Source organism: Paenibacillus xylanexedens (assembly GCF_007680605.1).
Taxonomy (GTDB): domain Bacteria; phylum Bacillota; class Bacilli; order Paenibacillales; family Paenibacillaceae; genus Paenibacillus; species Paenibacillus xylanexedens_B.
In genome coordinates, this window is the sequence record NZ_VEIO01000001.1 from 2,873,975 (window position 1) to 2,888,368 (window position 14,394).

Consider the following 14,394-nt stretch of genomic DNA (forward strand, 5'->3'; position numbering starts at 1 on the left):
TTTTTAATGCAATTTTCATGAAAATGGTGTATTGTAAATTTACATTCATAAGACGAGGTGATGAGCATGCCAGCTCTAGCGAAAATTCAACAATTAAAAGAACAAATGCCAAAGGAATATCAAAGTATTTCCCACTTTGTGGAGCACGCTTTGGAATCCATCGATACTCTGGTTGAGGAACATCGGAAATATGTAGCTGCACAGGCGTTGTACGGCGATAAAATCGTCGGATCGGAAGAACGCTTGTACAGGGAAACGGTATTGGATGTCAGAGCACAATTACTGGCGACACTCGAAAAAACCGTTGAAGACATTTTGCACAAAGGTGACAAACATTGGAATAAACATTTCAAGGACGGCGTAGAGTAATTCAATACTTTCATTTATATTCAGAAATCAGAACGGTTATGAAAAAGCCTTTTTCCCGTTATTCTCTTTTGAAGAGAGTTATGGAAAACAAGGCTTTTTCTTGTGTTTATAGTAATTAACAAAAGTTGAGCTGTGTGATGATTTGAAGATTAATAGACGTTCATCAGCTTTCCATTAAGGAAACCCAAAGCCCTGATCCCCGAGGTGCTTGAGTATACCCAAACCTCAATCTTCCCTTTTGAAATTGTATCATACGTAACATTGTTTGGAGCTCCCCATGCCAGACGTACTTGTGTGGTATTCATCCCTACCGCTACTTCACCCGCGATTATTTTCTTCCATGTAGCCGAAGACCAATTAAATTTCTTATAGGGATCGTAGGAGAAAAATTGATCGGAATTCGCTAACATCTCGGTTACCCTAGAAGGGGAAACGCCTGCATAAGCAATGACTGTTTTGCTCTTGGCATTACGGAAAACGATAGAGTAGCTTCGACTACCATAATTCCCTTTTTCAATTTGAATATCTGTGATAGTTACTTTACTAAAACGCTGTCCCAAATAGGTAGTATTGTTAATCCAATAAGACTTACCAATAAACCGACTCAGATTCCCAAGCTCTTGTTTCTTAATCAAAGCAAGTGTGTCTTTCGATTCTACTACAATAACAGAATTTCTAACGAACACTTTGGCCTGTTTCAACGTAGCATCCCAATTCACCTGTATACCTGCAACCTGTTTTAACAACTCCGCAGGAAATACAGTCTGCCCGTTGATTGTCTGTACCTTGCCTTTCATTGTAACTGCTTTGTCGTTGAACCCCGCTACGTTGCTTCCCTTTGTTAATGTGAAGAGACTGTTGCCCAGCTGAACCTTGAATTGATCGCCCTGAACATCGATTTTGGCCCCCATTGTTTTAAAGACAGATTGTACAGGCAAATAGACATCTCCGTTTAAAAGTTCAGCCCCTGTCAAACTCTGCTGGGTATTAACTGTAAGTTGAAGATTGGAAGACTTATCACCTATCTTTACTGTTATGTTCGTCGTTCCTATTCCCGTTGCTTTTAACTTACCCTCCTTTTGCAATTGTGCAATTTGTGGTTGGTCTATTGTAACTTCCTCGGGTAAAGGGGCACGTTTCGTTTTGAACCCGTTGTTATAATTCTCCTGAACAGTAAGTGTGACTGTATCCCCGATATTAGCTTCGTTCGTAGATGCTGTAAGTGTCACTTGACTTAGCTCTGGAGCCGATAATGACATCACTTTGCCATCTTTATATGAAACCCATGTTCCGTCCTTTAACTGTGCATATAATTCATCAAAATCAAAAGAATATACCATACGAGACACATTACTTAACCCCGATAATTGCTCTTCTTTATATTGGGCAGATCGCTTATAACTCCAAACTGTTCCATCCTTTTTCACTGTGAGTAGTTTGTGTGTTCCTCCCCACCAAATCATCGATTGTACATCGTTCGTAACGGTAACCTGCTTTTCCTTATACAACGTAGTCACGTCAACTACAGAACCATCATCTTTTAGCACCGCTGCATAAGAACTATTCATAGCAATCGCCTTACCGTTGGTTACATTGTCAACCTTCTGTGGTTTGTTGTAATTATCGTAGTATATATCTCCCGAGGAAGACAAGGCACCATAGGAAGTATATTTTCCAGAATAGTCCTGATAAAAACTCACATCAATAATCGATTCCAAAACTTTATTCTGCTCACGAAACGAATATAGGTCCCCATTCTCAAGAAGTACTAACCCATTTCCATATACCTTCTTAATTCCTTTAAATTGTTTCGTTACAGGTTTATCTGGATTATCCTTATCCCACCTAATAACCTGATCATCTGCAGTCCATCCATATATAGAATAACTATCTAATTTTGAAATGCCAATCAGATTACGATTTTGTGTCCATGCTCCGTTAATATTGTTTTTAGACCAGATTGTGCCGTCATCTAGCAAATAGTCATTCCGATCAAGAATTGAAGTAATGGTACGACCGGAATCAGACAAGGCGAATGAAGAGGGTAGTCCAGCCATAAGACTGAAAATCACCATTCCAATCCACAATGTTGCAATCTTTCTCTTCAATCCTTTTTTGTTTTTTTCAATCATATTATTACTACTACATTCTAACTTTTTTAATAGTTTCATTCCGTAGTTTCCCCTTCTCCTTATGTATCTCAAAACAATTCATCTTTATTTCCAGCCCCTCCTAAGCCAAGTCTAATACTATTCGGAAAAAATAACCAAATATCCTTCAAGGTATCCTTCAAGCTTTATGATTCCACTCTTATCTCGGAGCCAGCTTATGCCGCACACTTATCTCCCCATCTTTCACGCTCATCTGTACCTCACCCATCTGGTCCGTCCGATAAATCTGGGAACCTACTGCTTCCAAACGTTTCATTACGTCTGGGTTGGGATGACCATAAGTATTGTTTACACCAGCAGAGATCAGTGCAGCTTTGGCATTCCAGTACTGAAGCCATGCTTCTGAGGATGATGTTTTGCTACCGTGGTGGGCGACCTTGAGTACATCTATAGATCGATGTGATTGTAATCGCGGTACGCTAACCACCGTTGAAGAACTATGATCTCTGCCATTGTCCGCTAGACTCCCCATCCATTCAGGCACAACTATATTCGTCTCGCTGTCCGGAACAGTTCTCCCCGATTGTTGAACTCCCTGCTGAAAAGAGGTTGCCAGCGAACCATCCTGAATGTCATACAATACATTCTGTTCCGTTGCCGCCTCCATATCTCCGGTAAATAACATTGACGAGCCTGCCATCTCTAGCAAAAAAACAACCGACCCACCGTTCTGATTCTCAAGAACAGGCACTTCTCCTGTTGGATTAGGTCCACTCCGCTCTGGTGAGATAAAATATAAAGCCGTTTCTGAATCGGGCTTATAGGTCATGCCCTGATGAACAGCGAATAGCGGAATATGGCGTTGCACCGCTGTTTCCAGCAACTGATCAAATTTCTCCTTTCCACTCGTCGTTCCATTAAAGATGAAGCGTTTCACTGGAATTTGCTCCAGTACAGCCTGAAGGCCACCGGCATGATCCTGATCCGCATGAGTCACAATGACCGCATCAAGCTGGTGAATACCTCTCTTTTTCAATAAAGGAACAACAACTTTAGCTCCCACCTCATACGGGTCACGCCTCGTTTTCCAAGAGTGTTCGTTGCTACCAAAGTTAACCGTACCTCCGCCATCTACAAGGATATGTCTGCCTCCTGGTGTTGTAATCAATGTACTGTCGCCTTGACCAATGTCCAAAAATTGCACTACACCTGTTCCCGCTGGGCGCGGCGTCTGATATGCCCACCATAAACCTGCCGCAAAACTGACTGCAAGCACACCACATAACCATCGCTTTGTTCGGCTCATGCGTACTTCGCTATAGAAGGCCGCACCTCTGGATGTAAATGCGCTTGCATACTCAGGCCAGGCGATACTGGCGCCGAGAGTAGAGAGTGATCCTTGAGTTGAAGCTACTTTTTGAGCATGCCAGGCATGAGCGGCTGGAAGTTGCAAACGATCGTTCGCTTGCGCTGTGTTAAGTGATTGCGTGTCTACAGACCGTGAAGAATGGAAGCCCAGTGCCAGTGTAGCGCCTTTTTGTGCAGCACCTCTTGCTGATAGATCAAGCGGCGTTGTATCCTCTTCCGCAACATGAATATGTTTTGGCATGTCACCGCCGCTGCGCTGATGAAGCAAATATAGCAACACATACAGAATGACATAATAGGCTGCGATCCATAATAGAGATGGTGTTGGCCAGATCATTACAAAACCTGGCAAACTGTTCATCCATTCCACACTAAGAAAGGTGAGATTGTTCAGTTGAATCGCCATCCATGCCAGTAATTTCGCAAGCGGAAGCCACACGAATGATAAAATCATCGCAACCGTACCTAAGGGAAGCACTACAGCACTAATCAAAGACACCAGCAAAAAATTGGCTGCAAAAGAAAGCAACGAGAACTGATTGAAGTACAGAATCGTCACTGGAAAAGAAATCAGCTGCGCTGTCACCGTAACTGAAGCCGTGGCTGCCAAAGATTTGGGCCACTTGTCAAACAAGCTGTTGATAAGCGGCATGTAAATCATCAGTCCCGCCGTCACCAGAAATGAGAGTTGAAAGCTGACATTTAATAAAAAATAGGGATTCCACCAAAGCATCAGCAAAGCCGCTGTACTGATGATCTGAATTCCATCTCTGGCAAGTCCGCGCTTCGCCATATACAGACCAATCATAGACATCATACCTGCCCGAATGACCGATGGAGAACCGCCCGAGAGCAGTACATATGCTGGAACGAGAACCAACACAATCGTTAGAGCCGTCTCTCTTGTTAATCTCAGCCATGATAAAAGCATGAGCAATGAAGCCACATACACTGCAACATGTGTACCTGAGATGGCGAGGATATGGGTTAATCCGAGCTGTGAGAATTGACTGTACGTACCTGGATCAATATCCTTCGCCATTCCGATGATCAGACCTTTCATGTAACCGGCATGCGGCTCGGGAAATAACCGATTTACCGCCGAACCGAGCAGTAGTCTTGCCGAATCTGTCCACCGTAGGATGTTTATTTTCCCCAGCCCTTCAGGGGACGAAGCATGAACCGAACTGGCCCCCTTCACTTTGACCATCCAATGGATATACTGCGTCCTTAGATAGCTACGATAGTCAAATCCCCCAAAATTTCTGGCTTCACCAGGAAGAACTACCGAGCCTGACAGTTTCAGCTTATCTCCTTGCTTCCAAGATGCTGCTGTATGCTGTTCCTGCTCTTCCATTAATCGGACTTGTACAATGACTCGTTCATTGATTTTCCCTTGATTCCCGACTTCCTTATCTATCCCCTCGTACAGCCTAAGAGAAGAAATTTGCATCTCAAAACCTGCCCGATCCCCATCGACCTGCACATCCGATACAAGTTCCCCTTCAACCTGGACATCTAACCCATCAATGACGTCAGTAGATCGATGTAAGTATGCTGGCAATGTACTGTAATTACGAGAATCATTCCATTCCCATTGTATTAAACCACCAGCAAAAGCAATAACTAAAAGAAGAATCGACCAGCCGCGAATATTCATGAAACGAATTAAGAGCGGAAGAGATGCCATCGCACCGACTACTCCCCAAAATAAAGTCCATCCCGTCAATAAACATGCCATGCCACTACCGCACAACCAAAAGATTGTAAAGCGAAGCAATGGTCTGCCTTTCATTCCGTCCCTCTCCCCTCTGCTCATCTCCAAGGCAATAAATACACAAAAAAAACCCCCGAAGCCCATTCAGGCTTGCCGGAGGTTCTTCCCCATACGTATGAAACTAAATAATATTGAAAATGAAAGATATCCCAAGTGTACTATGTTCTGACCTGATCTGAATCATTTAACCTTTTCTATATAAGTTGAATTAAAGATTTCATACAGTCCACTGTAAATCAATAGTTCCATTTATATAGTTAATTGCTTACGGTCATCATCGTCTCCCGTGGAGGCTGGTAATTGTCCAGTTTGCGGAACGAAATGCCTTTCTGTTGCATCATATTTGTTACTTTACTCGTATCTTTGGGATATGAGCGATGAAATACAATCTCCGTAACGCCACTGTTCGCCAGCATGTTGGCACATGTCCAGCAAGGCTCATCGGTTACATATACAGAGGAACCTTCGCGGTCAATTCGATCTGTAAATAAAAGCAAATTCTGCTCCGCATGGATGGTACGAATACAGCGTTGCTTTTTAACCATTTCTTCCTGGCCGTCCGTGACTACCAGTTCGTATTCTTCCGATATCATGCAGCCTGCCTCGGAGCAATCCGCCACTCCCATCGGTGCCCCGTTATAGGCAGTACCCAGTAACTTTTTCCCTTGAACCAGCACAGCTCCTACATGCCGGCGCGGACAACGGGAACGTGTCGATACCATATAAGCAATGTCCATAAAATACGTATCCCAGTCCTTGCGAAGCTCTGTTGCACTCATGCCGTTTTCTCCTCTCGCCTTGAACCTATTACTATTATATATTATGCTGAACTTTTAACGAATCTGTACATAGGGAGCCATCTTCTCCAGCATCTTCATGCCTATGCCCTTCACCTTGGTAAGATCACTAACTTTGGCAAAAGGCCCATGCGCATTGCGATAATCCACAATGGCCTGAGCTTTCTTCTGTCCAATCCCCGGAAGCTCCGTGAGTTTGGTGACAGGTGCCGTATTCACATCGATCTTGCCGTGATCTGCTGTCTCAATGGTTGTTTCGTCAGCCGGTTTAGATGTTGCTTCAGCTTCAGGTACAGATGAACGGCTTTCATTCACTTGGGCCTGTGGTTGAGCCGGTAAATTACCTTGATTGCTTGACACAATAGGAGCAACACTAGGCTCCCGAACCTTCGACTCCTGTGCTGGAGCTACGTTGTCTGCTTGCCGCTCGCTCACATCAACTTTAGGCGCAACATTAGCTACATTCTCGGGAACCAAATCAGCCGACTGTATAGCAGAAGAATTCTGCTCACTTGTCGGCTGATTGGAGCCGAGCTGCATCGGTTCCCAGCCGCTAGGTGGCTGTTCACTTTTGCCCGACCATAATATCAGTATACATCCAACCACTGCCGCAGCAATGGACATTGCTTTGTTCCATCTCATCATCCGCACACTCCCTCATATTCAAAATAGAAATCATTTCGAACACGGGCGGTGCTTCCGAACCGTTTTATGCTTTCGCTTATTTAAGTTACCTATTTTCATGTCATATGGACCAGTGTCTCATGCATACAATAGAGGGAAGAAACTGCGCCATTACCGTAAAGCATGAAAGGAGGCCTGAACCAATGAAGGTTGGATTTATCGGAACCGGCAGCATGGGCAGTCTGTTGATCTATGCCCTGATCCAATCCGGTGCACTCGAACCCCGTCAGATTGCTGCAAGCAATCGAACTCCATCCAAAGTACGTCAGCTTTCCCTCCGTTACCCAGGGCTACATGAATCACAAAGTAATCGGGAAACAGTCATTCGCAGCAACATCATCTTCCTGTGCGTGAAACCGCTGGAATTCAGACATGTCATTGATGATATCCTGCCTGTTGTGAATTCCAATCACATAATTGTCTCGATCACCAGCCCCGTGCAGCTACGCCATCTGGAATCTTCACTTCCTTGCAAAGTCTCCAAGGTTATCCCCAGTGTTACACACCAGGTCGGCAGCGGAGCAAGCCTATTCATCCATGGTGAACGTATGACTGCCGAAGATCGCTCACTGCTCGAAGGCCTTATGAGTCATATCGGCAAACCTTATCAAGTGGATGAAGCCTGCACTCGAATCACATCTGACTTCTCCAGCTGCGGCCCTGCATTCATATCCTTCTTTTTGGAGCAATGGATTGAAAGTGCTGTTCGCTTGACAGGTATCAAACGCGCCGACGCCTGCGCCCTTGCCGGTGAGATGCTTCTAGGTACAGGCAAACTGCTCACCGAGGGAGGTTATACTCCACAAGAACTTCAGGCCCGTGTCGCTGTACCTGGCGGAATAACCGCTCAGGCGCTTGCACTGCTGAGAAACAACCTGGATGGTGTTTTTGATAGTCTGATCCATACGACACATGAAAAATACGATGAAGATTTAGTCAGACTGGATGAGGTATTTCGTGCCAGCGAGATTAACCGGCAACAATATTAACCAGTTTGCCTGGAACGGCAATGACTTTGCGAATAGTCTTGCCTTCCAGCGCCTGTTTCACAGGTGCAAGTTCCATTGTGTAGTCCTGCATTCCCTGTGCATCCAGATCCTTCGCGATGGTCGCACGAGTTACAATTTTACCGTTCACTTGAACTACGATTTCCACTTCTGCATCCACAGTCATGGACTCATCGTATTGAGGCCAAGCCACGTAAGAAATTCCACCCTCATGTCCAAGACGACTCCACAGTTCCTCTGCCATATGCGGTGCCAGAGGTGACAACAATTGAACAAAGTTCTCCATCGCTTCACGAGGCAGCGTCTCTGCTTTGTACGCATCGTTGATGAAGATCATCAATTGGCTGATCGCCGTGTTGAAGCGCAGATGCTCCAGGTCTTCAGTGACTTTTTTGATCGTTTTGTGTGCTGTCCGTTTGAACTCGTCGGTTCCGCCGTCAGCCTTAATTTTCTCATTGATCGCACCAGTATCTTCGTTAATGAACAGGCGCCATACGCGTGACAGGAAACGATACATTCCCTCTACCCCGTTTGCGTTCCAAGGTTTAGTCGCTTCCAGAGGGCCCATAAACATTTCATAGAGACGCAGTGTATCTGCACCGAATTCGTTCACAATTTCATCCGGATTGATGACGTTACCGCGAGATTTACTCATTTTTTCATTGTTAGTACCCAGGATCATACCTTGGTTAACCAGCTTATGGAACGGCTCTTTCGTGTGTACGACACCCAGATCATACAGCACTTTGTGCCAGAAACGAGCATACAACAAGTGCAGTACTGCATGTTCTGCTCCACCAATGTACAGGTCAACTGGCAACCATTGCTGTTGTTTCTCCTGTGAGATCAGTTCTTTGTCGTTGTGCGGATCGATAAACCGCAGGTAATACCAACAGCTTCCCGCCCATTGTGGCATCGTGTTGGTTTCGCGGCGAGCTTTCATGCCCGTTTCCGGATCAACCGTATTTACCCAATCCGTCACGTTTGCCAGTGGGGATTCCCCTGTACCTGAAGGTTTAATCTGGTCAATGTCAGGCAGCAACAGTGGCAATTGATCTTCTGGTACAGTCTTCATCGTCCCGTCTTCCAGATGCAGAATCGGAATCGGCTCTCCCCAATAACGTTGACGGCTGAACAGCCAGTCGCGCAGACGGTACGTTGTTTTTCCTTGTCCTTTGCCGTTCTCTTCGAGCCAAGCGATCATTTTCGCCGCAGCTTCTTCATTATTCAGTCCGTTCAGGAAATCGGAGTTCACATGCGCGCCGTCACCTGTATACGCCTCTTTTGTAACATCTCCGCCTTCGATAACTTCGATAATATTCAGATCAAACTGCTTCGCGAATTCCCAGTCACGTGCATCGTGTCCTGGAACAGCCATAACAGCTCCTGTACCATAGCCAGCAAGTACATAGTCAGCAATCCAGATCGGCAGATTCGCTCCGTTAACCGGATTGATCGCGTATGCACCTGTGAATACACCTGTTTTGTCTTTCGCCAAGTCCGTACGTTCCAGATCACTCTTACGCGCAGCCTGCTCCTGATAAGCTTTCACTGCCTCGCGCTGTTCTTCGGATGTAATTGCGTCAACCAATTCATGCTCTGGAGCCAGAACGGCAAAACTTGCACCGAACAATGTATCTGCACGGGTTGTGAATACTTTGATCACTTCTTCACGGCCTTCGATGGCAAAAACCACTTCAGCGCCGGTCGATTTGCCGATCCAGTTGCGTTGCATATCCTTGATGCTTTCCGACCAGTCCAGCTCTTCCAGATCTTCCAGCAAACGCTCCGCGTATTCCGTAATTTTCAGTACCCATTGACGCATCGGTTTACGTACAACCGGGTGTCCGCCACGTTCACTTTTACCGTCAATAACCTCTTCGTTCGCCAGAACCGTGCCCAATGCTTCACACCAGTTAACCGGCACTTCATCGACATAGGCCAGGCCTTTATTGTACAGCTGAATAAAGATCCACTGTGTCCATTTGTAATACTCAGGGTCTGTCGTGCTGATCTCACGATCCCAGTCATATGAGAATCCGAGAGATTTGATCTGACGACGGAAATTGTCAATGTTGCGGAAAGTGATATGACGCGGGTGTTCCCCCGTATCCAGTGCGTGCTGCTCTGCTGGCAGACCGAAAGCGTCCCAGCCCATTGGGTGCAGCACATTATATCCTCGCATCCGTTTGTAACGGGATACGATATCCGTAGCAGTATATCCTTCCGGGTGACCTACGTGCAGTCCTGAACCGGACGGATAAGGGAACATATCCAGTGCATAAAACTTCGGCTTGGACGGGTCCTCACCTGTTTTAAACGTTTTGTTGTCATCCCAATATTGTTGCCAGCTTTTCTCCATCACTTGCGGCTGATAGCCGTGCTTCGGCTGATGATTCTCACTCATCTATAATTCCTCCTCCAGGTTATACGCGCTTTATAACAACAAAAAAACCTCAGCATCCCGTAGCGTTTGCAGCGCTAGGGACGAGAGGTTGAATTCCCGTGGTACCACCCTAGTTAGCGGACGAACGTGCTTCGTCATCCACTCCCTTTAGACCTGTAACGGCGGTTAACCGATGCGGATTTCCAGTTATGCACACAAGGCATAGAACTTTGTAATCACCGCATTTCTCCAAGGCGAGTTCGCAAAATACTGTCAATCGGCTTGCACCAACCGCCGACTCTCTGTCATGTACAGCATCTACTACTGATCCTTATCATCGAAATATGTATACAATATAGGAAGCATTATATAAAAATGCAAGCCCAAAGTCAATATGACATGTCACATTCTCTTTCACACAAATCAGACTTTACTGTCTTTCATATGCCATGTCAGCTGGCCTTACTCACATTTTTTTAAACCGTTCAATGCCTTCCTGCAAATTAAGTATCGTAGATTCGATATGCTCCTTGTTATCATACTGACGGTAATCACATTCAATTCGGAGCGCAAGATCAAAATACAAATCGTATAAACTTCTGCGCTTCCGCTCATTCTCTGTCTCAACCTCACGTCCATATCCTTTGAGAAAACCCGGAGTATAGTTAAAATGACTGAAATAATGCTCCATGAGCGGATCGCCCCATAATGAGCGTTCAAAATCAATAATTGTCGTAATTTGTTCATCCTTTACCAGCACATTACCATCCCACAGATCCCAGCTGATCAGGGCAGGCTCTGTCACCTCATCCAGTGCATCTGATCTCTCATCAATCAAACGTCTCAGCTCATTGTAATCCATGCCGATATCAACTCCTGCCTCTTCACCATCTGCGAGCATATCATGCATGAGCATCAAGAAAGCTTCTCTCCACGTCGCACGTTGTCTGTCCTTTCCGGAAAAATAACCAAACCGCTCTCCCTTAATCTGGTTAATTCGCTGGTTGTACCAGCCTAACTGCCGTTCAACCGCTTCCTGAGTTTCGGCAGTGAACTGTGCTTTCACCTGGTTGTATGGAACCCCGGGCATAAATTCCATAATGAAATACTGCGCGGGAGCCATGAGTAGTGAAGCATCATATGCAAGTACCAAAGGCACAGGAACATCCTTTAATTCAGCAACAAGCTGGAGTGCTTCCACTTCAGCCGTCATTAGATCCTGTTCACAACGCATCAGATTGGTCGTAGCCGCAGGTGCGATTTTAAGGACAACTTTCCGTCCATCGTCAAGCAAAACTTTATAAGCATGGTTTGCCCAGCCATCAATCATTTCCTCGTAATCCTGAATCGTTACAGCCAGGTGATGCTTAATGATCTGATCCAGCTGTTCTTTGGACAATCTCGTTTTATATGTACTTTCCATCCCTACAAATCCCCCTGTGATTAGAATGTGGTTCGCCCGTTCGGAAAACGCTTTCCGTTTTTCATTCATTATGTCTCTCTTTGCTTCAAGCGGCAATACTTTTTATCATATCTGTCAAAAAAAACTGCCTCAAGCAACATACTTACACGTTGCACAAGGACAGTTTCATATCCATACTCATATAAATTAATTAAGCATCGCTCGTTATAATTCTCTCATTAAACATTCATTTTATAGCCACGTAGAACAAACGCTGTGCGTTATCTCCAGCTTCTTTCCACTCAAAGTCTGCATACACCTTCACATCCCGGAAGCCCGCTTTGCTTAATTCAAGCTTCATCCAGTCCGGATCATAAGCGCGTTGCGTATGAACTTCTTCGAATCGCTGATACGTATCCCTGTTGCCCTCATCCAATCTAGAAAAAATGCTCAGATGATGCTCGATCTCACACCGCTCCTGATCCAAATCACACGTCCAGATATAGGAGACCGAGCGTTCATCTAACACAAAAGGCTGTTCCTCATCATACCGAATCAATGTATTTGGATGGTGTACATCAAACAGAAATGTACCTCCGGGCTTCAGCATTTCATACGTCCGCTCGAAAGTTCGAATAACATCTTCTGATTCCAGCAAATAATTCACACAATCGCAGAACGAGATAACCGAGTCTACAGGCTCAGGCACTCTCCAATCCCGCATATCCTGCTGTACCCAGCGTACACTGCCTTCCCTGTACAGACGGTGTCCCTGAGGTGTCGCTTCCATTTTGCTACGCGCAACAGACAACATATCTGCAGAGAGATCAATACCCGTCACTTCAAAGCCAGAGTTCACCAGCGGGATCGTAATGGATCCCGTTCCACAGCCAAGCTCAGCCACACTTTTGGGCATGCCATGCTGTTCCCAGGCTGTTCTTGCAAACCTTATCCAGTCCGGATAAGGCATATCTTCCATTAATTCATCGTAAACGTAGGCAAATTTCCGGTAAGACATGTCGGCACCGCACTTTCAATTTCATTTTCCTCATCGGATTGAATTAAAACTCAAACAAAAAGCAGGGCTTCCGGTGTTTACCCAGTCTGGCCCTGCCTTACTTAAACCGCTACATAAAGCATCGGCTCAATGATACATGCAATATTTCATTCAAAATAAATGCTCTAGCTCAAACCATCCATGCTGTATTCGGCTCGCTACGCCTGTATTTTACTTCTCTTCCTGCTGAGGTTTTGGTGCAGATTCGGACAAGTACGTCCAGTTTTCCTTTTGTACCACCAAGCCGTCTTTCATCAGCTTACCGAGAGCACGTTTAAACGCGGATTTACTGATGCCAAAACGTTGCTTGATAATGTCCGGCGGTGTCGCATCCGAATAAGGCATGCCGCCCATAGGGCGCTCTTTCATAAAAGCAAGCAGCTTATCTGCGTCTTCGTTGCGACCAACTTCTTTCCGCTGCGTCATAGCGAGGTTTACACGGCCGTCTTCACGCACCAGCGTAACCCGGCACTTCACCTTTTCACCCAAACGCAGCATATGGCTGCGCTCCGAGGAATGGATCATGCCAATTGCTCCAAAGCCAAGCACACCGCCATCTACAAGGACAAACGTGCCCATTTGAAGCGGCTTGTACACCAAAGCTTCAACCCACTCGTTTACCCATGTTGTGGGAGCATGGAAGGCCAGCGGGGCAAGTTCACGTTCACCGGCCAATTTGGCACGCAGACGTCCTTGCTTGTCATGCTCCATGATTACGAATACTTCATCCCCAACTTGGGGACGCAGTTCTTCAAGTTCAGGCAACTCACGGATGGGAAGCAACAACTGGCGACCGAGACCCATTTCCAGGAAGCAGCCGAGGCGCGGATGCACATCAGCTACGACCAGTTTAGCCATTTCACCCAGCGTGAGGTAAGGCTTTTTCATCGTAACAGCAAGACGGTCTTCTGTATCAAAGAATACAAAAACCTCCAGCGTTTCACCAATCTTGATATCCCGAGTCAGCTCGGTGTAATGAAGTAATACATCTTCCGATCCTGTCGTCAAAAAATAGCCAAATGGAGACACTTCACGTGAAACCGGTAGCGAGACGACTGTTCCTGCAATCAAACTCATACTGTTTCCACCACTTTGGCATCAGACCAGAGACGCTCGATATTGTAATACTCACGCTCATCACGGTGGAATACGTGAACCACGACATCACCAAGATCCATCAGCACCCAGCGTGCAGAATCCATGCCTTCAATGCCTTTAATTGTCGCGCCAGCTGCGTGAGCCTGTTTACGAATCTCTGTAGCAATCGCCTGTACTTGTGTATCCGAGTTACCGTGGCAGATCACAAAATAATCGGCAACCAGTGAAATATTGTTCAGGTCAAGCGCTACAATGTTTGATGCCTTTTTATCGTCAGCGGCGGTAACCACTATGTTCATAAGTTCCTTCGATGATACTGTCATGAACCAACCTCCATA

Annotated in this window: 11 protein-coding genes and 1 other annotated feature; of the genes, 2 read left to right on the plus strand and 9 right to left on the minus strand. The window is 45.7% G+C overall.

The genetic code is table 11. The features are described from left to right. Nucleotides 1-66: 66 nt before the first annotated feature. Entirely contained in the window at nucleotides 67-369 is a 303-nt protein-coding gene (locus tag FS818_RS12815; protein WP_123062602.1) for a hypothetical protein, read from the plus strand. Nucleotides 370-518: 149 nt separating this feature from the next. Here the strand turns inward: FS818_RS12815 and FS818_RS12820 are convergent, their stop codons facing one another. From FS818_RS12820 to FS818_RS12835, 4 genes are all read right to left on the minus strand, one after another. Continuing rightward, the gene (locus FS818_RS12820) at nucleotides 519-2,540 is read right to left on the minus strand and encodes a stalk domain-containing protein (RefSeq protein WP_145332185.1); all 2,022 of its coding nucleotides are present in this window, start codon (nucleotides 2,538-2,540) and stop codon (nucleotides 519-521) included. A gap of 139 nt (nucleotides 2,541-2,679) precedes the next feature. Next, nucleotides 2,680-5,643 (minus strand): ComEC/Rec2 family competence protein, encoded by a 2,964-nt coding sequence (locus FS818_RS12825; protein WP_186375470.1) that lies wholly within the window; start codon nucleotides 5,641-5,643, stop codon nucleotides 2,680-2,682. Nucleotides 5,644-5,882: 239 nt separating this feature from the next. Continuing rightward, the gene (locus tag FS818_RS12830) at nucleotides 5,883-6,404 is read right to left on the minus strand and encodes a deoxycytidylate deaminase (protein WP_145332189.1); all 522 of its coding nucleotides are present in this window, start codon (nucleotides 6,402-6,404) and stop codon (nucleotides 5,883-5,885) included. A 54-nt stretch (nucleotides 6,405-6,458) separates the two neighbouring features. Then, the gene (locus FS818_RS12835) at nucleotides 6,459-7,064 is read right to left on the minus strand and encodes a ComEA family DNA-binding protein (RefSeq protein ID WP_260984657.1); all 606 of its coding nucleotides are present in this window, start codon (nucleotides 7,062-7,064) and stop codon (nucleotides 6,459-6,461) included. A 185-nt stretch (nucleotides 7,065-7,249) separates the two neighbouring features. Here FS818_RS12835 and comER point away from each other — a divergent pair, with 185 nt between their 5' ends. Then, on the plus strand, nucleotides 7,250-8,095 hold the full coding sequence (gene comER, locus FS818_RS12840; RefSeq protein WP_145332200.1) for a late competence protein ComER: 846 nt from the start codon (nucleotides 7,250-7,252) through the stop codon (nucleotides 8,093-8,095). Here comER and leuS read toward each other — a convergent pair. The 5 genes from leuS to rsfS form a co-directional block, all read right to left on the minus strand. Further along, entirely contained in the window at nucleotides 8,076-10,520 is a 2,445-nt protein-coding gene (leuS, locus tag FS818_RS12845) for a leucine--tRNA ligase (protein ID WP_145332213.1), read from the minus strand. The two genes, comER and leuS, sit on opposite strands and share 20 nt — an antisense overlap. Nucleotides 10,521-10,593: 73 nt before the next feature. Then, nucleotides 10,594-10,846: a binding site (T-box leader), on the minus strand. A 119-nt stretch (nucleotides 10,847-10,965) separates the two neighbouring features. Then, nucleotides 10,966-11,922, minus strand: a complete 957-nt coding sequence (locus FS818_RS12850) for a phosphotransferase family protein (protein ID WP_186331727.1) — start codon at nucleotides 11,920-11,922, stop codon at nucleotides 10,966-10,968. 226 nt (nucleotides 11,923-12,148) lie between these two features. Then, nucleotides 12,149-12,919, minus strand: a complete 771-nt coding sequence (locus tag FS818_RS12855; RefSeq protein WP_145332217.1) for a class I SAM-dependent DNA methyltransferase — start codon at nucleotides 12,917-12,919, stop codon at nucleotides 12,149-12,151. A gap of 210 nt (nucleotides 12,920-13,129) precedes the next feature. Next, a complete protein-coding gene (locus FS818_RS12860) occupies nucleotides 13,130-14,035 on the minus strand; it encodes a CvfB family protein (RefSeq protein WP_145332219.1) in 906 nt (301 codons plus the stop codon). Further along, on the minus strand, nucleotides 14,032-14,379 hold the full coding sequence (gene rsfS / locus FS818_RS12865) for a ribosome silencing factor (protein WP_145332221.1): 348 nt from the start codon (nucleotides 14,377-14,379) through the stop codon (nucleotides 14,032-14,034). The genes FS818_RS12860 and rsfS overlap by 4 nt, the downstream gene beginning before the upstream one ends. Between the last annotated feature and the right edge of the window lie 15 nt (nucleotides 14,380-14,394).